Annotated in this window: 20 protein-coding genes; 7 read left to right on the top strand and 13 right to left on the bottom strand. The window is 63.8% G+C overall.

From position 1 onward, the window contains the following. Window positions 1–907: 907 nt before the first annotated feature. From BSIN_RS02015 to BSIN_RS01970, 10 genes are all read right to left on the bottom strand, one after another. Window positions 908–2,209 carry a cytochrome c gene (locus tag BSIN_RS02015; protein ID WP_089339358.1) on the bottom strand — a complete coding sequence of 434 codons (1,302 nt, stop codon included), beginning with the start codon at window positions 2,207–2,209 and terminating at the stop codon, window positions 908–910. A gap of 14 nt (window positions 2,210–2,223) precedes the next feature. Then, complete coding sequence (locus BSIN_RS02010) at window positions 2,224–4,458, bottom strand: xanthine dehydrogenase family protein molybdopterin-binding subunit (protein WP_089339347.1); 2,235 nt, start codon at window positions 4,456–4,458, stop codon at window positions 2,224–2,226. 1 nt (window position 4,459) lies between these two features. Next, window positions 4,460–4,915, bottom strand: coding sequence for a (2Fe-2S)-binding protein (locus BSIN_RS02005; RefSeq protein WP_059519643.1), 456 nt, complete (start codon window positions 4,913–4,915; stop codon window positions 4,460–4,462). Window positions 4,916–5,122: 207 nt separating this feature from the next. Then, on the bottom strand, window positions 5,123–5,425 hold the full coding sequence (locus BSIN_RS02000; RefSeq protein WP_089339346.1) for a putative quinol monooxygenase: 303 nt from the start codon (window positions 5,423–5,425) through the stop codon (window positions 5,123–5,125). 55 nt (window positions 5,426–5,480) lie between these two features. After that, window positions 5,481–6,317, bottom strand: coding sequence for a nitroreductase family protein (locus tag BSIN_RS01995; RefSeq protein WP_089339345.1), 837 nt, complete (start codon window positions 6,315–6,317; stop codon window positions 5,481–5,483). Then, window positions 6,301–7,011, bottom strand: coding sequence for a type 1 glutamine amidotransferase domain-containing protein (locus BSIN_RS01990; RefSeq protein ID WP_089339344.1), 711 nt, complete (start codon window positions 7,009–7,011; stop codon window positions 6,301–6,303). The genes BSIN_RS01995 and BSIN_RS01990 overlap by 17 nt, the downstream gene beginning before the upstream one ends. Window positions 7,012–7,084: 73 nt before the next feature. Continuing rightward, the gene (gene curA, locus BSIN_RS01985) at window positions 7,085–8,122 is read right to left on the bottom strand and encodes an NADPH-dependent curcumin/dihydrocurcumin reductase (protein ID WP_089339343.1); all 1,038 of its coding nucleotides are present in this window, start codon (window positions 8,120–8,122) and stop codon (window positions 7,085–7,087) included. A 47-nt stretch (window positions 8,123–8,169) separates the two neighbouring features. Next, window positions 8,170–9,327, bottom strand: coding sequence for an iron-containing alcohol dehydrogenase (locus tag BSIN_RS01980; RefSeq protein ID WP_089339342.1), 1,158 nt, complete (start codon window positions 9,325–9,327; stop codon window positions 8,170–8,172). 102 nt (window positions 9,328–9,429) lie between these two features. Further along, the gene (locus tag BSIN_RS01975) at window positions 9,430–10,044 is read right to left on the bottom strand and encodes a TetR/AcrR family transcriptional regulator (RefSeq protein ID WP_089339341.1); all 615 of its coding nucleotides are present in this window, start codon (window positions 10,042–10,044) and stop codon (window positions 9,430–9,432) included. A gap of 61 nt (window positions 10,045–10,105) precedes the next feature. Beyond that, window positions 10,106–10,999 (bottom strand): LysR family transcriptional regulator, encoded by an 894-nt coding sequence (locus BSIN_RS01970; protein ID WP_089339340.1) that lies wholly within the window; start codon window positions 10,997–10,999, stop codon window positions 10,106–10,108. A 123-nt stretch (window positions 11,000–11,122) separates the two neighbouring features. Here BSIN_RS01970 and BSIN_RS01965 point away from each other — a divergent pair, with 123 nt between their 5' ends. After that, window positions 11,123–11,866: an SDR family oxidoreductase gene (locus BSIN_RS01965; protein WP_089339339.1), complete on the top strand. Its 744-nt coding sequence runs from the start codon at window positions 11,123–11,125 to the stop codon at window positions 11,864–11,866. Between the two features lie 437 nt (window positions 11,867–12,303). After that, a complete protein-coding gene (locus BSIN_RS25020; RefSeq protein ID WP_143757269.1) occupies window positions 12,304–12,591 on the top strand; it encodes a hypothetical protein in 288 nt (95 codons plus the stop codon). Between the two features lie 514 nt (window positions 12,592–13,105). Here BSIN_RS25020 and BSIN_RS01960 read toward each other — a convergent pair. Beyond that, window positions 13,106–14,146 carry a zinc-dependent alcohol dehydrogenase family protein gene (locus BSIN_RS01960; RefSeq protein WP_089339338.1) on the bottom strand — a complete coding sequence of 347 codons (1,041 nt, stop codon included), beginning with the start codon at window positions 14,144–14,146 and terminating at the stop codon, window positions 13,106–13,108. Between the two features lie 554 nt (window positions 14,147–14,700). On the opposite strand from BSIN_RS01960, the gene BSIN_RS01955 reads away from it, so the two are divergent. Beyond that, window positions 14,701–16,719, top strand: a complete 2,019-nt coding sequence (locus tag BSIN_RS01955; RefSeq protein ID WP_440244573.1) for a PAS domain S-box protein — start codon at window positions 14,701–14,703, stop codon at window positions 16,717–16,719. Next, window positions 16,716–17,363, top strand: coding sequence for a response regulator (locus BSIN_RS01950; protein ID WP_089339336.1), 648 nt, complete (start codon window positions 16,716–16,718; stop codon window positions 17,361–17,363). The genes BSIN_RS01955 and BSIN_RS01950 overlap by 4 nt, the downstream gene beginning before the upstream one ends. Before the next feature lie 117 nt (window positions 17,364–17,480). Here the strand turns inward: BSIN_RS01950 and atpC are convergent, their stop codons facing one another. Continuing rightward, the gene (gene atpC, locus BSIN_RS01945) at window positions 17,481–17,939 is read right to left on the bottom strand and encodes an ATP synthase F1 subunit epsilon (protein WP_059519655.1); all 459 of its coding nucleotides are present in this window, start codon (window positions 17,937–17,939) and stop codon (window positions 17,481–17,483) included. 11 nt (window positions 17,940–17,950) lie between these two features. Then, a complete protein-coding gene (gene atpG, locus BSIN_RS01940) occupies window positions 17,951–18,811 on the bottom strand; it encodes an ATP synthase F1 subunit gamma (protein ID WP_089339357.1) in 861 nt (286 codons plus the stop codon). Window positions 18,812–18,951: 140 nt separating this feature from the next. Here atpG and BSIN_RS01935 point away from each other — a divergent pair, with 140 nt between their 5' ends. The 3 genes from BSIN_RS01935 (at window position 18,952) to BSIN_RS01925 (ending at window position 22,173) form a co-directional block, all read left to right on the top strand. Beyond that, window positions 18,952–19,239, top strand: coding sequence for a hypothetical protein (locus tag BSIN_RS01935; RefSeq protein WP_143757267.1), 288 nt, complete (start codon window positions 18,952–18,954; stop codon window positions 19,237–19,239). Between the two features lie 308 nt (window positions 19,240–19,547). Then, on the top strand, window positions 19,548–20,666 hold the full coding sequence (locus BSIN_RS01930; RefSeq protein WP_089339334.1) for an alpha/beta fold hydrolase: 1,119 nt from the start codon (window positions 19,548–19,550) through the stop codon (window positions 20,664–20,666). A gap of 244 nt (window positions 20,667–20,910) precedes the next feature. Beyond that, on the top strand, window positions 20,911–22,173 hold the full coding sequence (locus BSIN_RS01925; protein ID WP_089339333.1) for a right-handed parallel beta-helix repeat-containing protein: 1,263 nt from the start codon (window positions 20,911–20,913) through the stop codon (window positions 22,171–22,173). Window positions 22,174–22,465 lie beyond the last annotated feature (292 nt).

Below are 22,465 nucleotides of genomic sequence, written 5' to 3'. Positions count from 1 at the left end.
CGCCGCCGCCGCTACCGCCTTCGCTACGAAGCCTTGAGGTTTCAACAACATGCATCCCCAGTGTTTAAGCTTGCATCAGGTCAGGTGAACCATGCATACACCGCGACCGCAAAACCTATTGAATTAATTTAAATATTAATAATAAATTCCTTACTTGAATTAATTAAAACCACCAAACATATTTTTAAATTCAAAAAAAGCGCGACCCGAAGGTCGCGCAAATGGAAGCTATGATTCCGACTCGCACCGAGGGACACGAGCCAGTTTCATACTAGTCAACGGTACGAAATTCGCCAATAGATTTCGACAATCCAGAATCTCAAATTACACGTTCGTTGGCTATTGTGAAATCGGAAATTCAATAATAAATCATCTTCGCCAACTTTAATTTTCAGTCCGTTAAATAAATAAAATTGGTTGGAAAACGAAATGCGAAATCGAGATTCGCTGGCGTGGCCGGGCGCAGTGAACACCACCCAGCTCGTCAATGCACTTTGGTACGGCACGAACGTCAGCTTCCCCACGAAGAGTCGGCAGACCGGACCCGACGATTCCCGTAGGATGGCTGATGAACAGTGGTGTCCCACCAAACCGCCGCGCGTCGAACACGCTCACCGAGTTCGCGCTCACGCAGCACGCCCGCGTCATCGGTACCTTCATCCGCACCGGAACGCCGAACTTCGGTTCGCGCAACCGCACAACCATCATGCGGCATGCGTCGAACGCTTAACGGATGCCGTGTTGTCCTGCATCGCCCGCTCGGCACCCAAGCGGCCGATGCCCGTCGCCACACTCACGCGATGTCCGCGGTGTGCGGCGGCGTGCGTCAAAATCCACGCACCGTCGGCGGCAGCGCTCGACAATCGCCGGCAAGCCGGCGCGTGCTCGACACGCCGGCCATACTGCCTCAGCGCGCCGCCTGCGTCGCCTTTCTGAGCTTCGCGACGTCGGCCGCCTGCACGGCGGGCGCACCGTTGTTCCAACCAGCACGCATGAACGTCAGCACGTCGGCGACTTGCTGATCGGTCAGCACGTTCGCGAACTTTGGCATCGGATACGCGGCCGGCAGCCCGTCGATCACCAAATCCGCCGTGCCGTTCAACGTCACATTGATCAGCGAAGCCGGATTCGCCTCCAGCACATTTGGATTTCCAGCGAGCGGGGCAAGCAATGGCGCGAACGCATTGCCGTCGACGCCGTGGCAATGCATGCAATACGCGGCATACACCTTCGCGCCCGCATCGCTCGCTGGATGCGCGAGCAGAGCCTGCGTTGCCTGCGCATCGTACCGGTACGGCGGCGCGCCGTTGCCCCCCGCGGCCGGCAACGTTTTCAGGTAACGCGCGATTGCGCCCAGATCGTCGGGGGTCAACCATTGCGTGCTGTGGTTGACCACGTCCGTCATCGAGCCGAATGCGCTCGCGTGCCGGTTCGCACCCGTCTTCAGGAACTGCACGACTTCCGCATCGCTCCAACGGCCGAGCCCGGTATTGAATTCGCCCGTCAAATTCGACGCGAACCAGTTGTCGATCAGTGCGCCGGAGAGGAACGCCGGCCCCCGTTCGTCGAGCGCCTTCTCCTGAAGCGCGACACCGCGCGGGGTATGGCACGATCCGCAATGGCCAAGCCCCTGCACCAGATACGCACCGCGATTCCATGCCGCATCCTTGCCCGGCTTGTCCTGATAAATGGTCTTGTCGAGAAACACCGCATTCCAGATCTTCAGCGGCCAGCGCATATTGAGTGGCCACGGAATGTCCGATGCCCGATTAGCCTGCTGCACCGGTTCCACACCACGCATGAAATACGCATAGAGCGCCTTCACGTCGTCGTCGCGAAGTTTCGCATAAGCCGTATAGGGCATCGCCGGATACAGATTGTGTCCGTCCTTGGCCACGCCTTCGCGCAATGCGCGTGTGAAATCCGCTTCGGTGTAGCCGCCGATTCCCGTCTGAGAATCAGGCGTGATGTTGGTCGAATAGATCGCGCCCATTGGCGTCATCATCGGCAGCCCGCCCGCGAACGGCTTGCCGCGCGGCGCGGTGTGGCACGCAATACAATCGCCCGCCTTCGCAAGATAGGCTCCGCGCGCGACGAGTGCATCTTCGGCCGGCGCGGCCGCCGCCGCGACGGCCGGCACGATCGCGCCCAGCGCGAGTGCGGCGAGCGCTTTCGCCGCGCCGGCCAGAACTTGAGTGGTACGAATCATTGGCATCCCCATCGTCAGGCGGTTTTGAGCTGATTGCCGACCGGCAGCTTGCGCAAGCGCTTACCGGTCGCCGCATGGATCGCATTCGCAACCGCGGCACTCAGCGCCGCGGTTCCCGGCTCGCCAATCCCTCCGGGCGCTTCGGTGCTTTTGACGATATGCACGTCGATCCGTGGCGTCTGATCGATTCGCAGAATCCGGTAGTCGGTGAAATTCCCCTGTTCGACCCGGCCGTCCTTGATCGTGATCTCGCCATACAACACGCCTGTGATGCCGAAAACGACACCGCCCTGAATCTGCGCCTCGATCGTGTCCGGGTTCACGACCATCCCGCAATCGACCGCGCACACGACGCGCGTCACGCGCACGTCGCCATCTTCGACCACGACATCCGCGACCATCGACAGGAAGCTGCCGAACGCATGCATCACCGATACGCCGCGCCCTTGCCCCTTGGGCAGCGTCTCGCCCCAGCCGGCCGCCTTCGCGGCAACGTCGAGCACGTTGAGCGCGCGCGGACTCTTGCCGAGCAACGCGCGCCGGTACGCAACCGGGTCTGTCTTGGTCTGCGCGGCGAGTTCGTCGATAAAGCTCTCGACGACGAACGTACCGCGCGTCGGCCCGACACCGCGCCAAAACGCTGTGGGCACGTGGCGCGGCTCCTGCCGGACGTAGTCGATCAATTGATTCGGCAAGTCATACGGCAAATCGGCGGCCACCTCGACCGCATCCGGATCGACGCCGTCCTTGAACGCGGGCGGCGCAAAGCGCGCGATGATCGACGAGCCGACGATCCGGTGCTGCCATGCGATCGGCTTGCCGTTCGCGTCGAGCCCCGCGGAAATCCGGTCGTAGTAATACGGCCTGTACATATCGTGCCGGATATCCTCTTCGCGAGTCCAAACGACCTTCACTGGTGCGTTCACTTGCCTGGCGATCTTGACGGCCTGCGAGACCATATCGATCTCGAGCCGGCGGCCAAAGCCGCCGCCGAGAAGATGGTTGTGCACCTTGATCTTGTCGGCCGGCAAGCCACTCACGTGCGCCGCCGCATCGCGCGCACGCGTCGGCACCTGCGTGCCCACCCACACGTCGCAGCCGTCCGGTCGGACGTGCACCGTGCAATTGACAGGCTCCATCGTCGCGTGCGCGAGAAACGGCTGCTCATAGACAGCCTCGACGCGCGTCTTTGCATCCTTGAACGCACGCTCGACATCGCCTTCCTTGCGCGCGACGGCCCCATTGCCCCCGGCTGCGCGAGCGAGATCCGCCACGATGTCCTGCATCGATACGCGCGCTCCCGCTCCTTCGTTCCACTGAACATTCAGCGCGGCAGCGCCACGTTTGGCCGCCCAGGTATGGTCCGCGACCACCGCGACCGCATTGTCCGCAATGACGATCTGCCGCACGCCCGGCACTTTGCGCGCCGCGCCGTCATCCACATGCGCGACCGTGCCGCCAAACACCGGACTGTTGACGATCACCGCATACAGCATGCCCGGCAGACGCACATCGAGACCGAACTGCGCGCTGCCGTCGACTTTCTCCGGAGAATCGAGCCGCTTGAACGGTTTGCCGATCAGTTTGAAGTCCTCGGATTTCTTCAAAACCACGTCTTTCGGCACCGGCAGCTTCGCCGCCCCATCCGCGAGCTGCCCATATGACGCGCGCCGCCCGCTCGCCGGATGCAGCACCTCGCCGTCCTGCGCGCGACACGAGGCGGGGTCGACCTTCCATTGCTGCGCAGCGGCCGCCACGAGCAACGTGCGCGCAGTCGCGCCCGCACGACGCAGCGGCTCCCAGGCGTAACGAACCGACGTCGAGCCGCCGGTGAGCTGGCCGCCGAGCAACGGATCGAGAAACAGCTTCTCGTTCGGCGGCGCGTGATCGAGTGTGACGCTCGACAGCGGCGCCTCCAACTCCTCGGCGATCAGCATCGGAAGCGACGTGTATACGCCCTGCCCCATCTCGACTTTCGGCATCACGAGCGTGATCTTGCCGGCGCGATCGATCTGCACGAATGCATTCGGCGCAAACACGCCCGGCTGCGCCGGCTCGGCGGCATCACCACCGATCACTGAGCGGCGCGCATCGCCGCCCGCCGCCGGCATGCTGAAACCGAGCAGCAGGCCGCCTCCCGCCGCTGCACCAAGCGTGATGCCGAATTTCAGGAACGTGCGGCGCGACACGCCTTCGCCCGCTGCCGATACGGCATCAGCGTGGCCCGCTTCGATCAGTCCGCGCGACATGTCAGGCCTCCTTGGCGGCATGCTTGATCGCCGCGCGAATCCGGTTATAGGTGCCGCAGCGGCAGATGTTGCCCGCCATCGCCGCATCGATGTCGGCGTCGCCCGGATGCGGGTTCGACGCGATCAGCGCGGCCGCCGCCATCACCTGGCCGGACTGGCAATACCCGCATTGCACGACGTCGAGTTCGCGCCATGCCTGCTGGATCTTCTGTCCGGCAGGCGTCGCGCCGACCGCCTCGATCGTCGTGATCTTCTTGTCGCCGACCGCCGCGACCGGCAGCACGCAAGAACGCACCGCAACGCCGTCGAGATGCACGGTGCACGCACCGCACTGCGCAATACCGCAACCGAACTTCGTGCCGGTCAAGCCGACTAGATCGCGCAACACCCAAAGCAGTGGCATATCGGCGGGGGCGTCGACCGTTTGAGTCGTGCCGTTGATGTTCAAACTGATCATGCTCTCTCCAGGAATGACCGGCTAGGTATGGTGGGCTACCGGACGGGCTATCGTCGGGTGCGGATGCAGGCGAATCGCGTATGCGCACGGCCGCGCAACGCCCGGCCGCCATGCGGAATCGATGCGCGAACCACGGCAATGCAATCCACGCGCCGCAACGGACACGGCCTGCACCGCATCCACCGTTCTCGTTCTTATACCAACGATTTATTGCTGAACCGCATCGATCGCCGTCAGCACCTTCACGACGGGCGGCTGCGCAAACCACTCGGCCGCGTTCGCGCGATACGCGTTGTAATGGGCGCTCGCGCGATGCGCATCCAGCGCGGCCTCGTCGACATACGCCTCGAACAGATGAAAGCCCGGCGCGCCGTCGGTCTGGCGAAACAAGTCGTAGCGGAGATTGCCCGGCTCCGCGCGAGTCGCCGCGACAAGCTGGCGCAAATGCGCATCGACAGCATCGGCATGCTCAGGCTTCGGAATCACGCTGGCAAACACATAGATAGTCATACTCGTTCCTTTTTTGAATTCGGGCTGCAATTCGATTCTCGCGCTGCCGTGCGCGTCAAAGCAGCTTGAACGCCAATGCCGAAAGCGCCTCGCGCAACCGGTCCCGGCCGCTCAGCGCGCCGGCCGAACCGATGCGCGCAACGGCCGCCTCGCGCCACGAACCCGCATTGCCGCCTCGCTCCTGCAGATACTCGGACACACGCTCGTCATACGCATCGATCGATTCGTGTTCGGCCGACGCATTGTACTGTTCGCGATGCAGCACGGCCGTCTGCGGCAAACGCGGCTTCACCGCCGGCAAATGGTCCGGATCGGGAAATCCCACGCACATGCCAAACAGCACGACGCTCTGCGCGGGCAGCGCAAGCTCGCGCGCGACGGCTTCCGGATGATTGCGCATCCCCCCGATATAAACCAGCCCGAGACCGAACGACTCGAACGCCGCCGCGGCGTTTTGCGCCGCGAGCGCGGTATCGACGGCACCCACCACGAAGGTTTCCAAATAATCGAGGCCGTCCGTCGGCCGACGCTGTGATTCGCCCGCGCGCCGCAAGCGCGACAAATCGAGCACCCACGCGAGATACAACGGGGCTGTCTCGATATGCAGCTGGTTGCCGGCGAGTGCCGCAAGCCTCGCCTTGCGCGCCGGATCCGTAATCGCAATCACGCTCCAAGCCTGCAGATTCGACGACGTCGATGCCGATTGCGCCGCCGCGATCGCGGCGGCCAGCATCGATTCCGGTACGGCACCGGGCAAATACGCACGGACCGACCGATGATTCAGCAAATTGCGCACGACTTCGTTCGACGCCACGTGCCCGCTGTCGGCGGCGCTTTCCCGGTAACGCGCATGCCACAACGAGCCAACCGACGTGTCATTGTTTGCCTGCATGTATTCCATCCCGATTCGATTTCAATTGATCGAGCAACGCATGTGCGACGAGCTCGGACGACGCCGGATTCTGACCGGTGATCAACAAGCCGTCCGTCACCGCATAGGGCTGCCAATCGTCGGCCCGCGAATAGCGGCCGCCGTTCGCCTTCAGCATATCTTCGACCAGGAACGGCACAACGCCGGTCAAACCCACCGCCTGCTCTTCGGTGTTCGTGAAGCCGGTCACCTTCTTGCCGCTGACGAGCGGGCCGCCGTCGGCCGCCTTCGTATGACGGAATACCGCCGGCGCATGGCAGACCGCGGCCACCGGCTTGCCCGCGGCGATCGCGCGCTCGATCAGCGCAATCGAATGCGCGTTCTCGGCCAGATCCCAGAGCGGGCCGTGCCCGCCTGGATAAAACAATGCGTCGTAGTCGTCGGCCGACACGTCGGACAGCTTGAGCGTGGCTGCCAGCGCGGCCTTGGCGTGCGCGTCGGCGTCGAAGCGGCGCGTCGCATCCGTCTGAAACGCGGCGTCATTGCTCTTCGGATCGAGCGGCGGCTGCCCGCCATTGACTGACGCGAGCGTCAATTCGACGCCCGCATCCTTTAGCGCGTAATAAGGCGCGGCCAGCTCTTCAAGCCAAAAGCCGGTCTTTTCCCCGGTGTCGCCAAGCTGATCGTGAGAGGTTAGAACCACTAAAACTTTCATGATGAATTCCCTGAAATGACGATTCGGCATCCGCCGCGGCCGGCTCGACGCACGGCGGGCACGACAGGTCGGATCAAAGCGCGTCGGGCCCCACGCGCACGATCAGCTTGCCGAAATTCTTCCCCTCGAGCAGCCCGATGAAAGCCTGCGGCGCCTGCTCGAGTCCGTCGACGACATCCTCTCGCACCTTCACATTGCCCTGCGCGACCCATTCGCCCATTTCCTTCAGGAATGCCGCATATCCTTCCGCGTAGTGATCGGAGATGATGAAACCCTGCATCTTGATGCGCTTCGTCAACAGGCTTCCCACCAGCTTCGGCAGACGATTCGGCCCCGGCGGCAACTCACTGTCGTTGTAATGCGCGATCATGCCGCACACCGGCACGCGCGCGCCGACGTTGAGCAGCGGCAGTACCGCATCGAATACCGGACCGCCAACGTTCTCGAAATACACGTCGATCCCCTTCGGGCACGCCTGGGCAAGTTTGTGCGCGAAATCGGAATCTCGGTGATCGACGCACGCGTCAAAGCCGAGCGTGTCCGTCACGTAGCGGCACTTGTCCGTACCGCCCGCCACGCCGACGACGCGACAACCCTTCAACTTCGCGATCTGTCCGACGACGGAGCCGACCGCGCCGCTCGCCGCCGCGACAACGACCGTTTCCCCCGCCTTCGGCTCGCCGATCTTCAGCAGCCCCCAATAGGCGGTGAAGCCGGGCATGCCGAGCACGCTGAGCGCATACGACGGATGCGCGATCGAGCCAAGCGGCATCAGCCCCGAGCCGTCGGACAGCGCGAAATCCTGCCAACCGCTCGCCGAAAGCACGAAATCTCCTTCGCGAAAGGTCGGCAGCGTCGACGACACGATCCGGCCCACCGTTCCGCCGACCATCGGTTCACCGAGTTCGGCGGGCGCCGCATACGACGGCGCATCATTCATCCGGCCGCGCATATACGGATCGAGCGACAGCCAGACCGTGCGTATCAGCACCTGTCCTTGCGCCGGCGTCGGCACCGGCGCCGTCTCGAGGCGGAAGTTCTCCAGAGTGGGCGCGCCGTGCGGACGCGAGTTCAAAATGATCCTGCGATTCGTGGTTTGGCTCTGCGACATAAGTCCCTCCGTCGGTATCGATGTCATGGATGAAGGTTCGTCCGGAATCAAAGACTTGCTTCGAGCACGCGGCGGCTCACGTCAAGCGTCACGTCCTTGTGTTCGCCAAGCTGCGTCATGCCGTGCGCGTCCAGTTGCGCGATCAGGCCGTCGATCGCGTCTGCGCCGATGCCGTAGTCGGCAAGGCGCGTCTTCACGTCGAGGCTCTCGAAAAATGCGCGCGTGCGGCGAATTGCTTCGTCGATGCGCGCCTCTTCCGGGCCGTCCGTGATTTGCCATACGCGCTCGGCGTATTGAAGCAGCTTGCCGCGCTTGCTGGCGCGCCGAACCTGCAGCATCGACGGCAGAACGATCGCAAGCGTGCGGGCATGATCGATCCCGTAGCGCGCGGTCAGTTCGTGGCCAACCATATGCGTGGCCCAGTCCTGCGGCACGCCGGCGCCGATCAGGCCGTTGAGCGCGAGCGTCGCGACCCACATCAGGTTCGCGCGAATCACATAGTCGTGCGGCCTGTCGAGCGCTTTCGGGCCGATTTCGATCAGCGTTTGCAGCAGACCTTCGGCAAAGCGATCCTGCACGAAACCCTGTGCAGGATACGTCAGATACTGTTCGACGATATGCGTGAATGCATCGACGACGCCGTTCGCAATCTGCCGCGGCGGCAGCGTGTAAGTCTTGAGCGGATCGAGAATCGAGAATCGCGGAAACACAAGCGAATGACGAAACGCCAGCTTCGCTTGCGTCGCCTGGCGCGTGATGACCGCCGCATTGTTCATTTCCGAGCCTGTCGCGGGCAACGTGAGCACGCTGCCGAACGGCAGCGCCGCGGTGATGTTCGCGCCGCGCGCCTCGAGGATGTGCCACGGCTCGCCGTCGAACAGCGCGGCGGCAGCGACGAACTTGGTGCCGTCGATCACCGATCCGCCACCGACCGCAAGCAGGAAATCGATCTTCTCGCGTCGAACCAACTCAACCGCTTTCATCAAGGTCTCGTAGGTCGGATTCGGCTCGATTCCGCCGAACTCGGGCACGTCACGCGCACCGAGTGCCGCCCTGACTTCGTCGAGCGTTCCGGTCTTGCGCGCACTCTCGCCGCCGTACAACACCAGCACGCGCGCCGCCGCAGGCACCAGGTCGCTCAGGCGCTCGATCGTCTTTTCGCCGAAAACGATTCGCGTCGGGTTATAAAAATCAAAATGATGCATTTTTACCTCATCAATAGTAGACCAGTCGTCTAGATCACCAGTCAAAAGAAGGCGCGTCCAAGCGCGCCTTTTCCTGTTCCACCGTCAGATCCAGATCGACCTTCATGCCGATTCGCGAAACGACGCCGGCAGATTCAACATTAACAATGTCTGCGCCATCGCTATTTCGAGCGATTTGCGATCGCGGTGCACCTTTTCGAGCAGCGTCGCGCCCAGCCACAATTCATAGAGCGCCGCGGCCGTCCGATACGGATCGTCGATACCCGTGAGCGAGCCGTCCTCGAGCCCGATTCGCACGCCATGCGCCAAACGCTCAATGATTTGCGACGTGCCGCGCTTCAACACGGCGCGCATCGCCTCGGATAAATCCGACACCTCCGCCCCCAGCTTCACAGCCAGGCATTTGCCCTGCGGATCGTCGGTGCATTGCGCGTGCAGCCAACTGCTCCAGTAGCCCATCAAGCGCTCGGCGCCCGTGCCCGGCTGGCGGAACAGCACATGGTCGATGTGCTCGGCATAACCTTCGAAATAGGATTCGAGCAACGCCTCGCCGAACGCTTCCTTCGATCCGAAGTAATGATAAAACGATCCCTTCGGGATGCCCGCCGCAGCGAGAATCTCGTTCAATCCGACCGCCGAAAAACCCTTGTGGAGCATGATCGGCTTCGCGACGTTCAGGATGTGTTGGCGAACTTCCGCGCCCGAAGATGAGTTCATGGGTCCGGATGTTAACAGTAATTAGACCAGTCGTCTAGAGATCCGGCGCGTATGGCGGGCACTAGACGGCGGCGGTGACGAAGCAGTCGCGCAGCCATGAAGCGAAGGCCCGCACACGCAAAGACAGTTGACGATTTTGCGCATAAAGCACCGTGACGGGCATCGGCGGCGGCGGGTAGTCGCTCAGCAGAATCTTCAGCTTGCCCGCCGCCAGTTCGCCGGCGATCCGGTAGCGCGGCACCTGCACGATTCCCAGCCCCGCAACGGCCGCACCGGTGTACAGGTCAGCGCCGGTCACGGCGATCGACGCATCGAGCTGGATCGCGTTCACGCTCGCGCCGACGGTAAATTCAAGCGGCATCGGCTTGCCCGTCGCGCTCGACACGTAATCGACCGCGTGATGCGCGGATAGCGCCGCGAGATCGATCGGCTCGCCATATTTCGCCAGATAGATGGGGCTCGCCACGGTCACCTGCTCGAGTTGCGCCACCCGTCGTCCGACCATCGACGAATCCTGCAGATTCCCCGAGCGCAATACGCAATCGACGCCTTCACGCACGAGATCGACCAGCCGGTCGTCCTCGCCGATGTGCAGCCGGATCTGCGGAAAACGCGCAAGGAAATCGGGCAACGCCGGCACGACGAAATGACGCGCGAGCGTGCCTTGCAGATTCACGCGCAACAGTCCCTTCGGCGTGGCGTTCCGAAACGCGCCTTCGGCCTCCTCCAGATCGGCGATCAGCCTGACGCAACGCTGATAGTACGCGTCGCCATCGGGCGTCAGGCGCACGGTACGCGTGGTCCGCTCGAGCAGGCGCGCGCCCAGCCGCTGTTCCAGCCGCTTCATCAGATTGGTGACGGTGGCGCGCGGGATCTGCAAGTCATCCGACGCGCGGCTGAAACTCTGCCGCTGCGCGATCCGCACGAAAACCTGCATTTCCTGAAACCGGTCCATCGCGTCGATTCCGGGTCAATTGTTAATGAAAATAGAATTATTATATCCATATGGCGCCGATTATCCATCCCAAGAAATGCCCGATGATTCCGCTCACCGATTACTCCTCTGAGGACATTCATCATGAACAAGGTCAGGAACGCTCAAGTCGCTGTCGTCACCGGTGCGTCGCGCGGCATCGGCGCTGCCATTGCACGGCGCCTCGCGGCTGACGGCTTCGCCATCGCCGTCAACTACGCGGCGAACGCGCAGCAAGCGCAGGCGCTCGCCGCGGAACTGAAGGAGGCCGGCTCGCACGCGCTTGCCGTGCAAGCCGATATCGGCCAAGCCGACGATGTGCGCCGCATGTTCGACGCTGTCGAACAGCAGTTGGGCAAGCTCGACGTGCTTGTGAACAACGCGGGCGTCCTCCACACCGCGCCGATCGCCGAATTCAGCGACGCGGCGTTCGAGCAGAGCTTCGCGATCAACGTGCGCGGCACGTTCAACACGCTGCGCGAAGCGGCCGCGCGTATCAACGACGGTGGCCGTATCGTCAACCTTTCGACCACCGTGCTTGCGCTCAACCTGCCCGGCTATGCGATCTACAACGCGACGAAAGCCTCCGTCGAAGCATTCACGCGCGTATTCGCGAAGGAGTTGCGCGGACGCGGCGTCACGGTGAACGCCGTCGCGCCCGGACCCGTCGCGACACCGTTGTTTTTTGACGGGAAATCGGCCGAGTTGATCGAGCACTACGCGAAGATGCCGCCACTGGAACGCCTCGGCGAACCGGATGACATCGCGGCCGTCGTGTCGTTCCTCTGCGGCCCGGACGGCGGATGGGTGAACGCACAGGTGCTGCGCGCGAACGGCGGCATTGCATGAACGGCCGGCGCGGCGGCATCGATACGCCGCCGCGCCGCGTCATTCCCGACTCAATCGATTTCGCGATAACGGCAAATCGCATCGGCTAAAAGCTTAACCAGCCATTCGATCGATCCAATCACTCGGCATATCGGCAACACCGGCTCGATCTACCCGGTCGGAATCGCGAATCGATCATTTTCCCGGTACAGGCTGAATAGCCGCATTCAGAATAAGCTTTCCATCCAGGTGCATTTCCGCTATACGCGCGATTACGCGGATCACTTCATTCCGTAGCAACAAAAATGAATATCGGGGAAAATATATGCACTATAAATTCATAATAACTTACACATTCCTGTCAGAAATTTCGCATTATCATTAATCCCGTGAGATCGACATTTCCTTCAGCCGCGCACGCTATTGCCCGACAGCGGCAAGAATACTGAGAGGCCCTGATGCGATTACCTGCCCACCCCAAATGGGGAACGGTCCTTGCCGGCAGAAAATCCGCCCTGCATTCCGAGCGGCTGCGAGCGGACGAATCGTCTTTCTGCAAACCGAGTTCTAATTCGAGTTTCCGGAATTTGAGAAATTCGATTCGGCAACATCAAAACGATCAATCGAGCCAATTTGGGGCGGCAGGCGATTTTTGCGCCGGCATGCTGCTGTTCTTTCTGCTTGCGGGCGTTTATGCGTGGTATAGAACAGGTTGGGCATTGTCCGAAATCATGCTCGCGCAATAAGCCGCGATACGGCAAAACCGGCGCACAGGCCGATATCCGACGATCATGATCGTCACCGCCGCGCAAATAACAGCACACGGGCCCGATAGCGCGTCAATGCGCGAGCGCCAAGCCCCGCAACGCTCTGCCGAGCCGAACGACCGGTTGAGCCCGCAGTTGCATGTCCGCGCATCTGCCGCAAGCGTGCGGCTTTCGGCCACATCCGCTTCCGCATCGCGTTCAAAATCGATGGCTGGCAACGCGAGCCGTCAACGTTGATCCGCCCCACCGAATATTTACTCGCGCTCATCGTTTTTCAGGCAACCGTTCTCGCGTCGCACATGCGGCCGATCTATTCCGGCGTACAAAACGGCATAGCGTGTCGCATATCGTCATTTTTGGATCGACATCTTTCGATCGCGGGGGCCCCGGCCATCGACCCATGCGCCGAACCATGTCGACTCGAACCCGATTGGCAACAAGACCGGTGAAACGAAGCGGCCGCGAGCCGGCGCCCGGTTTGCGGCCGCCGCCGTCATGCGGTCTCGATGATCACCTTTAGCGCTTGCGTATCGGCCGCCCGGCTGAACGTGTCGTAAGCCTGCTCGATATCGTCGAGCGCGAAGCGATGCGTGATCAGCCGTTTCGGGTCCAGCCGCCCCGCGCCGACGGTCTTCAGCAGCATCGGCGTGCTGACCGTATCGACAAGCCGCGTCGTAATCGTGACATTGCGGTCCCATAGTTTCTCGAGATGCAAATCGGCCTTGACGCCATGCACGCCGACGTTCGCGACCACGCCGCCCGGCGCGACGATCTCCGTACAAAGCTCGAACGTCGCCGGAATGCCCACCGCCTCAATCGCGCAATCGACGCCGACGCCGCCGGTCAACTTCATCACTTCGGCGGCGGGATCGCCGGCACGCCCGTCGATGCATGCGCTCGCGCCGAAACGCCGCGCAATCTCCAAGCGGTTGCGGTCGAGATCGATCATCACGATCTGTGCAGGCGAATAAAACTGCGCGGTCAGCAGCGCCGCGAGCCCGATCGGCCCCGCGCCGACGATCGCGACCGTCGAGCCCGGCTGCACCTTGCCGTTGAGCACACCGCACTCGAAACCGGTGGGCAGGATATCTGACAGCATCACGAGCGCCTCGTCGTCCATGCCGGGGGGAATCCGGTAGAGGCTTGTCTGCGCATGCGCAATCCGCACGTATTCGGCTTGCGTGCCGTCGATTCGATGGCCAAGAATCCAGCCGCCTGTCTCGCAATGCGAATTGAGGCCGCGGCGGCAATTCGCGCAGCGGCCGCACGACGAAATGCAGGAGATCAGTACGCGATCGCCCGGCTTCAGCGCATCGACCGCCGCGCCGACCACGGTGACGATGCCCACGCCTTCATGCCCGAGCACGCGCCCCGGCTCGCAAGTGGGTACGTCGCCCTTCAGGATATGCAGATCGGTGCCGCAAATCGTCGTGTGCGTGACGCGGACGATCGCATCGGTTGCCGATTGCAGTTCCGGCATCGGCCGCTCGTCGAGCGATTTGCGACCGGGACCGTGATATACCAATGCTTTCATTGCCGTTCCTCCGTCGATGGGGCGCATCCCCGTGGCATTTCACTGTACGAGGCCATTCGCCGGGGCCGGTTGACCTGAATCAAGCGGTTCGATGCATGCCGAACTGCCCGGCGGTTCGGCAGCTCACGCATCGTCGGCCGAGCGCGCCGCCAACCTTGGCCTGACGGCGCGCGGCAGGACATCCATCCCGCATGCGCACCAGAGGCGGCGACGCGGCACGGTTTCGAGCGCGGCTCCCGCGTATGTGCGCTGTCAGTGCGCTGTCATTGCGCGCTGGCTTGGCAGCGTGCGCGCGGCATTCGAAGTGCCGGGGCAATTCGTTCCTATCGTCATCAACCCGACACCACTGCGATCCATCGGAGTTCGAATTTGGAGAAATCCCGTAAAACGCGCACAATTTCGCCTAATAATTCCAGCGCCGCCGCGTCGCATGGCGGCAACCCTTCACACCACACCTATCGGCCAACCGGCCGGCATGATCATTGATGACCGTTAGCGCGCCTTCCCCCAACCTCGCGCCGGCATCGCGAAACGCCCGTTTGGGGACGCGCGCGATGTCGGTCGCCGTTCTGACTTTCGTGCTCGGCGCCGCCGCGTCGATTGCGATCGCGCATCGCGCATACGAGCAAGCACGCAATGCTGCTCACGAGCGTTTCGCACTGCGCGCCGATCACGTCACTGCATCGCTGCAACAGCATTTGTACGATGCGGCCGCCGTGGTGCGTAGCGCGCGCGGCTTCGTCGCCGCATCGTTCCCGCCGTCGGACGATGCGTGGCGCCGTTACGTCGGCCAGCTCGAACTCGACGATCTGCAATCACCCGTGCGCACGCTAGGCACGCTCGACGCCCGCGCGCACCAAACCAGCGACGCCGCGCCGTTCGCCGCGCTCGTCGACGATGCGGCGACGCGCGACGCATTGCAACGCGCCACCGACACCGGCCAGCTCGCGCTCGCCGCACGCCCCGTGCCACATGACGCCGGCGGCATGCACAACCGGCAGGCGTTCACGCTCTACGTGCCGGTCTATGCGAGCGGCGGTGCGCACCGCGATGCGAACGGCAGCCGCAACGTCGATGCAACCGCCCACGAACGCCGCGCAGCAACGGCCGGATTCGTCTATGCGACACTCGATCCGCGCCGTTTCCTGGAATTCGCGAACAGCGCCGGCATCGAGTTGCAGATCGCCGCAGGCAATCCGGCCGCGCTGATCTATGCGACGGGATCGCCGTCCGCCGGACCGCGCGACGGCGGCGCGACGTGGCGCAAGACCGATACGCTGACGTTCGGCGGCGAAACGTTGTCGCTGGCATACGCTGCGGCGGACAACACCGCGCTGCCGCCGAACGCGATCGCCGCGCTCGCCGCCGGGTTCGCCGCATCGGCGGCTGCCGCCGTCATCGCGTACCGGCTCGCGCGCCGGCGTTCGGCCGCGCCGGCGCAGCGGCCGGACGGCACGCTCGACGAAGCGCGGATGATGGGCATCATCCGCTCGTCGATGGAGGCGATCATCACGATCGACGAAACGCAGACGATCGTGATTTTCAATCCGGCGGCCGAGCGCGTCTTCGGCGTATCGGCAATGGATGCGATCGGCGCGCCGCTGTCGCGCTTCATCCCCGAGCGCTTTCGCGCCGCGCATGCGAAGCATGTCGAGCAATTCGGCGTCACTGGCGTATCCGACCGGCAGATGGGGCGTCAGCGCGTGTTATTCGGGCTGCGCGGCAACGGTGAGGAGTTTCCGATCGAGGCGTCCATCTCGCAGATTCGCGACGGTTCCGGCAAGCTCTACACGGTGATGCTGCGCGACGTCACCGAACGCGTGCGCGCGGACAATGCGCTCAAGCAATCGCGCGAGGAACTGCGCAGGCTGTCGGCGAACTTGCAGAACGTCCGCGAAGAGGAAAAGACCCGGATCGCGCGCGAGCTGCACGACGATCTCGGTCAGCAGCTCACCGCGCTGAAAATGGATCTGTCGGCCGTCGAATTGGCGCTCGGCAGCGCCAGCGCTGCCGCCGATACGCAAAGCGCGCCGCCCGCATCCGGCCAGCCGGGCGCCGACGTGCGCGGCCAGTTGCGCGGCATGCACCGGCTGATCGATTCGACCGTCGCGTCGGTGCGGCGCATCGCGGCGGATCTGCGCCCGGTCATGCTCGACGATCTCGGCCTCGTTCCCGCGATCGAATGGCTCGCGACCGACTTCACGAATCGTTACGGCATCGAAGTCGAGCGGCGCATCGCGCTCGCCGATATCGCGTTGACGAACGCCGGCGCGACGACGCTGTTCCGTATCGTCCAGGAAGCGCTGACCAACGTCGCGCGGCACGCAGACGCAACGCAGGTGGCGTTGACATTGAAAATCGATGACGGCCACTGCGTGCTGCGCATCGCCGACAACGGCCAGGGCGCCCGTGGCGGCACCCGCGAAGGCCAGTCGTTTGGCCTGATCGGCATCCGCGAGCGCGCGCACATGCTCGATGGTACGGTGACGATCGACAGTACGCCCGGGCAAGGCTTCACGATCACGGTCGCGTTGCCGCTGCACGCAATCCAACAATCCGAGTCGCTTTCATGATCAAGGTACTCATCGCCGACGACCACACGCTGGTACGCGACGGCCTGCGCCATATCCTGCAAAACGCGAGCGGCTTCGAAGTGGCCGGCCAAGCGTGGGACGGCGCATCGACGATCGCACTCGTGCGCGACGCCGACGCGCAGGTGCTCGTGCTCGATCTATCGATGCCGGGCCGCCACGGTATCGAGCTGATCAAACAGATCAAGGACGAAAAGCCCGCGTTGCGCATCCTCGTGCTGACCATGCACGCGGAGCAGCAGTATGCAGTGCGCGCATTCCGCGCGGGCGCGTCCGGCTACATGACGAAGGAAAGCGCGAGCGCCGAGCTGGTGGGCGCGGTAACGAAGATCGCGGCCGGCGGCGTCTACGTCAGCATCACGATGGCCGAGCAATTCGCGCAGAGCCTGAACGAGCCCGCCGACACCCTGCCGCACCACCGCCTGTCGGATCGCGAGTTCGACGTGTTCCGCCGGATCGCCGCCGGCGAGACGATTTCCGAGATCGCACAAACGCTTTGCGTGAGCACGAAGACGGTCAGCACCTACAAGACCCGCATTCTCGAAAAGATGCAGATGCCGCACGAGGCCGCGCTCGTGCGCTATGCGATGCGCCATCGTCTGTTCGACGATCCCGACGAGTTGTAACGGCGGCGGCGAACCGGCTTCGGGCGCATGAGCGCGCCGCGCCGAAACGGCGGGCCCGTCATGTGCTGCTCCGAATCGGCGCGCCCAAGCCGGCATCGGCCGCCGGCGCCCACGCCGCTACCTCGGCGCATCCACGCCGTCGCGCGCCGTCTCACGATGCATCGCAAGGGCGAAAAACCGGCGAATCTCGTCGATCAATTCCGTCTTCGCCGCCGCCACATCGAACGGCCGCCGGACTTCTTGCGCATAGCGCCGGCGCCACTCGTCGGCCGCGCGGCGCGCCGCGCCCGCACGCATCGCATCCAGCTCGGGCGTGCGCAACGCATGATCGGCAATCAGCGTGACGCCCTCGCGCGCCACCTCGAGCACGCCGCCCGCGACCAGCAAACGCAGCGGCTTGCCCGTGCGCGCATCGACGATCGTGACGACGCCGGGCCGGATCCGCGTGAAGAGCGGCGCATGCCGCGGATAAATACCCAGCTCGCCGCTGTCGCCCGGCACGATGGCCATGCGCGCTTCACCCGCATAGAGCACGGCGTCGATGCTCAGGACATCGACTCGCAACGATAACGGCATCGCACGCTCCGTCAAATCGCCGCGGCGCCGGCCACGATCTCGCACAGTTCCGTCGTGATCCGTGCCTGCCGTGTCTTCTGGTACAGATGCCGCAGATCGCGCAGCATCTGGTCGGCGTTGCGCGTCGCGGCCTGCATGCTGAACATCCGCGCGCATTGCTCGCATGCGCCGTTCTCGACCACCGCCTGGTAAAAGCACGCTTCGACGTACCGTAACAGGATCGTATCCACCACCGGCTTCGGCGCCGGTTCGTACAGGTATGGCGCAAGCGGCTCGCTACCGAGCGGTTCGATGCCGTCGACCGGCAAGATCCGTTCGATTCGAGGCTCGTAGGACAGCGCACTCGTCAACCGGTTATAGGCAATCCACACCTCGTCCAGCTCGCCGTCGATGAACGCGGTCAGCGGCACCAGCAGCGCGCCGAGCACCGCATCGAATTGCCGTTCGCCGCCGAGATTGGCGGTGCGCGCGACAACGTTTGCGCCATGCCGGGCGAGCGGCGCCGCACCGCGCGCGCCGATCACGCTCAGCTCGCTCTGTATGTCCTTACGCTGCCATGCGTCGAGCGTATCGGCACACGCGACGAGCAGCCGCGTGTTGAGCGGCCCGCACAGGCCGCGATCGGTGCTGACGACGATCAAGCCCGCGCGACGCACCGGCTCGCGCCGCCTCATCAGCACCGACGTGTAATCGGGCCGATCGCGCAACATCCGCTGGGCGATCGCCGTCACGCGCGCCGCGTATGGACGAAACTCGCGCGCGCGCCGCTGCGCGCTGGCCATCCGGGTGCGCGCCATCATTTCCATTGCACGTGTGATCTTGCGTGTCGACTGCGTGCTGTCGATCTTCGAACGAATTTCTCGGATATGCATGTTCTTCAAGCCGGTATCGATATGACAAAACCAAGACTATCCGCGCCCGCATTTCGGCATTTGATGCAGATCATCAGGTTGCCTGCCGATTCGCCCACAATCGATTCAACTTGTCGCGTTACTTCATTCAGGAGGCAGTCATGCGAACCTTGCGTCGTTCCGCCCGCGCTCCACGGCCCGCACCGTTTGCGCACCCTCTGCGCCACGACCGCCCAGTCGATGCGCTCGTACTCTGGCTCGCGACGGCCGCCGTCGTCACCGGGCTCGATCGGCTGACCAGCCTGTCAACGATGTCAGGCGACCTGCACGGCGCTGCCGCGGGCGCGCTACTCGTTTATCTCTGTGCGAAGCTGATGGACCGCATTGCCGAGCGTGCGGCAACGCCCGCGCCCGCGGCATCCGTAGCCCCGGCGCGCGCCGCCCGCTGAATGGCGGCCGACGGCGGAGCCTCGCTCGACCATGCGGGCGCACGCCATGCCCGGCACCGCACATACGCTGTGGGCAACGCGCGGTTCGCGCGCTGCCGAGTTCGTCCTCGAGGCAGCGCCACGCGTCGATGCAACAACACATCGTTACGCGCCGCCTATCGGCATTGCCGCTTTCTTATTGCGTCGACTCGCCGCCGGGGGCGCGAGCGCATTCGCACCCTCCCCGCCACACCGCCCCGCGCCGCCGTTCCCAGCCAGCGCTGGCCGAGCGGTATTTGACCAGTTTCAATCGGACCGCCGACACCCGCATGAACCGTCCCTCGAACGCCCCGCCTGTCGCCCCTCCCACGCTGCCGATCTTCTGGCCGCTCGCCGCCGCCGCCACCTTCATCGAAGCCGGCAATAGCTGGACGGCCCGCTACATGCACTTCCTCGCCGAAGAGGAAAAGCTGCATTTCGAGCTGCGGCCGTCGCTCGCGTCGCCGAACCGGCCGCTGCTCGCGCTGCGCACGATGACGTTTCGCGATTATTCGATCGCGCCGGCCGCCGGGCTGCCAACGATCGTCGACGCGCCCTACGCCGGCCATAGCGCGATGATCGCCGACTATCAGCCCGGCCAGAGCTTAATGGAGACACTGCGCACTCATGGTGTGACGCGCCTGTATCTGACGGATTGGCATAGCGCGACGGACGACATGAAGGATCTGGAGATCGATCAATATCTCGCGGAACTGAACGTGTGCGTCGACGAGATCGGCGGCCGCGTCAACCTCGTCGGGCTATGTCAGGGCGGCTGGCTGTGCGCGATGTATGCCGCGCGGTTTCCGCACAAGGTGGCAAGCGTCGTGCTCGCCGGCTCACCGATCGATACCGACGCCGGCGACGGCCCGATCAAGCGCATGGCGCACGCGTATCCGACATCGTTTTACGAAGAACTCGTGCGAACCGGCGGCGGACTGATGCGCGGCCGTATGATGCTGCGCGGCTGGAAGAATATGCATCCGGAGCAGCATTATGTCGGCAATCTCATCGACATGTACGAGCACATCGACGATCCGACCTACGTGCGCCGTGCGGAGGCATTCGCGAGTTGGTACGAGAATCCCGTGGATCTGCCCGGGCGCTGGTATCTGCAGGCGATCGTGCAGCTCTTCAAGGAAAACCGGCTCGCGAAGGGGACATTCGTCGCGCTGGGCCGCACGCTCGATCTGAAGACCATTACGTGCCCGGTCTATCTGCTTGCCGGCAAAGACGACGACATCACGACACCGGAGCAGGTGCTCGATGCGCGCCACTATCTCGGCACACCCGCGTCCGATGTGACGAGCCAGCTCGTACCCGGCGGCCATATCGGCCTCTTCATGGGCTCACGCACGTTGCGAAACGCATGGCCGCGCATTGCCGAATGGCTGTCGGCGCGAACCTAGCGATAGGTGGCGGCGGCGCGCGACCGGATAAGCCAGCCGGACATCAGCGATCCCACATCGCGACGCGCGCCACGAGCCGATCGCCGGCTTCACACACCGGCGGATGCGCACGCAAAGCCGCACGCGCATCGCGCGTCGATATTTGGATTCGACACGGCACAAAGTGTTGGCTAACACACCGACGCCGATCCTTTCGAAAGCTTAGCGTGAGGCTAACGAAAAATTCCACCAAGAAAGGTTCACCATGACTCGATCGCTTCCCGCTCTTGCCGCACTCGTCGCCGCACTGTCCGTTGCCGCGGCCAGCCAAGCCGCCCAGCCCGCCGCACCCGCACCGCTCGCGGCAGCACTCCCCGACGTCACGCTTCATCCGACGGGCGACAACACCGATCAGGCCGACACGATCCAGCGCGCGCTCGACTCGCTGCAAGCCGGCCAGCGCCTTGTGTTCGCACCGGGGCAGTACGTCGTCGGCCGCTCGCTGGTGGTAAAGACTCTGCAAGCGGTGGTGTCGGGCTACGGCGCGACGCTCATCGCGACCAACGACGCCGATCAGACGATCGAAATGCGCGGCCAGAATTCGACGCTCGTCGGCGTGACGCTGGTCGGCACCGGAACGACACGGCTGGCGACACCCAGCTCGACGAAAGTCGATGTGGAGGGCTCCGGCATCCAGGTGCTCGACGTGACGATTCGCGGCGGCGCGAGCGCGGGCATCTTCGTGTTCAGCGGCGCGGATGTCGCGGTCGTCGGCAACACGGTGCAGGACACGCTCGCCGACGGTATCCATACCACCCACGGCTCGCGCAACGTGCTCGTGCGTGACAACACGGTGAAGAACACGGGCGACGACATGGTCGCCGTCGTCAGCTATATCCCCGACGGCAAGATGTGCAGCAACGTGCTGATCCAGAACAACAAGCTGCTCGGCAACTACTGGGGGCGCGGCGCGACCGTGGTCGGCGGCGCGGACGTGACGATCACCGGCAACACGGTGCAGAACGTCGAGAAGGCGGCGGGCATCCTCGTTGCGCAGGAGGATAGCTGGAATACCTACAATTCGACGAACGTCGTCGTGTCGAACAACGACGTATCCAACATCGAGCTGCCCAATCCAAACAACCCGCGCGATCCGGCATACATGGGCGGAATCGAGATCAACACCTGGCCGAGCGGCAAGGTCACGCGCGTGTCCGTGACGGGCAACCGCGTCTCCCGCACCCACTATCAGGGCCTGCGCACGCTCGGCAACGTCTGCGACGTCAACGTGTCCGGCAATGCGTTCGCGTCGATCAACGATACGCCGATCGCGCTGTTGCAGGCGGCTGGCTGCTCGGCAAGCCAGCTCATTTGCCAGGCGAACACGCTCGACGGCAATCCGCTGCCCCCGCCGCCCGGCTGCTCGACGACAGGCTCGATCAGCGTGACGGGCGCAAACGTCTCGCGCATGCCGCCAGTCCGCGAATATTTGCGGCAAGCGTCGACGGCGTCGGTAGCGAAGCGCTGACGACAACCTGCGGCGCCAGCGGAACTCAAGACTGCGGCGCCGCTTCATCGCTCTTGCCACGCCCGGCGCCGGTCTGTTTCTCATACGGCCCGCTGCCGCGCCGGTTCGCGCGACCGCCTGGAACCCGCACGGCCCGGCCACGCGCTTGCCCGCATTTATCCGAATCGGCGCGCGCCGGCAGCGGGGCACATCAATGGGATCGGCATCGCGCCCTGTTGCCGAACGGAAACGCATGGCAGCCGCTTGCGCGTCACCCTCCCCCGCGACCGTACCCGCCGCGCGCGACAACCAG

It is taken from the genome of Burkholderia singularis, assembly GCF_900176645.1.
Taxonomy (GTDB): Bacteria; Pseudomonadota; Gammaproteobacteria; order Burkholderiales; family Burkholderiaceae; genus Burkholderia; species Burkholderia singularis.
Note: the sequence above shows the minus strand (reverse complement) of the source record. Positions and strands in the feature narration are given on the sequence as shown.

Bases quoted from the DNA above. Each gene is read 5' to 3' on its own strand.
- BSIN_RS02000 (WP_089339346.1), bottom strand. From the start codon at position 5,425: ATGACTATCTATGTGTTTGCCAGCGTGATTCCGAAGCCTGAGCATGCC.
- curA (WP_089339343.1), bottom strand. From the start codon at position 8,122: ATGTCGCAGAGCCAAACCACGAATCGCAGGATCATTTTGAACTCGCGT.
- BSIN_RS01995 (WP_089339345.1), bottom strand. From the start codon at position 6,317: ATGCAGGCAAACAATGACACGTCGGTTGGCTCGTTGTGGCATGCGCGT.
- BSIN_RS02015 (WP_089339358.1), bottom strand. From the start codon at position 2,209: ATGATTCGTACCACTCAAGTTCTGGCCGGCGCGGCGAAAGCGCTCGCC.
- BSIN_RS01955 (WP_440244573.1), top strand. From the start codon at position 14,701: ATGTCGGTCGCCGTTCTGACTTTCGTGCTCGGCGCCGCCGCGTCGATT.
- BSIN_RS01980 (WP_089339342.1), bottom strand. From the start codon at position 9,327: ATGCATCATTTTGATTTTTATAACCCGACGCGAATCGTTTTCGGCGAA.
- BSIN_RS01990 (WP_089339344.1), bottom strand. From the start codon at position 7,011: ATGAAAGTTTTAGTGGTTCTAACCTCTCACGATCAGCTTGGCGACACC.
- BSIN_RS01950 (WP_089339336.1), top strand. From the start codon at position 16,716: ATGATCAAGGTACTCATCGCCGACGACCACACGCTGGTACGCGACGGC.
- BSIN_RS01960 (WP_089339338.1), bottom strand. From the start codon at position 14,146: ATGAAAGCATTGGTATATCACGGTCCCGGTCGCAAATCGCTCGACGAG.
- BSIN_RS02005 (WP_059519643.1), bottom strand. From the start codon at position 4,915: ATGATCAGTTTGAACATCAACGGCACGACTCAAACGGTCGACGCCCCC.
- BSIN_RS01930 (WP_089339334.1), top strand. From the start codon at position 19,548: ATGAACCGTCCCTCGAACGCCCCGCCTGTCGCCCCTCCCACGCTGCCG.
- BSIN_RS01970 (WP_089339340.1), bottom strand. From the start codon at position 10,999: ATGGACCGGTTTCAGGAAATGCAGGTTTTCGTGCGGATCGCGCAGCGG.
- BSIN_RS01935 (WP_143757267.1), top strand. From the start codon at position 18,952: ATGCGAACCTTGCGTCGTTCCGCCCGCGCTCCACGGCCCGCACCGTTT.
- BSIN_RS01965 (WP_089339339.1), top strand. From the start codon at position 11,123: ATGAACAAGGTCAGGAACGCTCAAGTCGCTGTCGTCACCGGTGCGTCG.
- BSIN_RS02010 (WP_089339347.1), bottom strand. From the start codon at position 4,458: ATGTCGCGCGGACTGATCGAAGCGGGCCACGCTGATGCCGTATCGGCA.
- atpG (WP_089339357.1), bottom strand. From the start codon at position 18,811: ATGCATATCCGAGAAATTCGTTCGAAGATCGACAGCACGCAGTCGACA.
- BSIN_RS01975 (WP_089339341.1), bottom strand. From the start codon at position 10,044: ATGAACTCATCTTCGGGCGCGGAAGTTCGCCAACACATCCTGAACGTC.
- atpC (WP_059519655.1), bottom strand. From the start codon at position 17,939: ATGCCGTTATCGTTGCGAGTCGATGTCCTGAGCATCGACGCCGTGCTC.
- BSIN_RS01925 (WP_089339333.1), top strand. From the start codon at position 20,911: ATGACTCGATCGCTTCCCGCTCTTGCCGCACTCGTCGCCGCACTGTCC.
- BSIN_RS25020 (WP_143757269.1), top strand. From the start codon at position 12,304: ATGCGATTACCTGCCCACCCCAAATGGGGAACGGTCCTTGCCGGCAGA.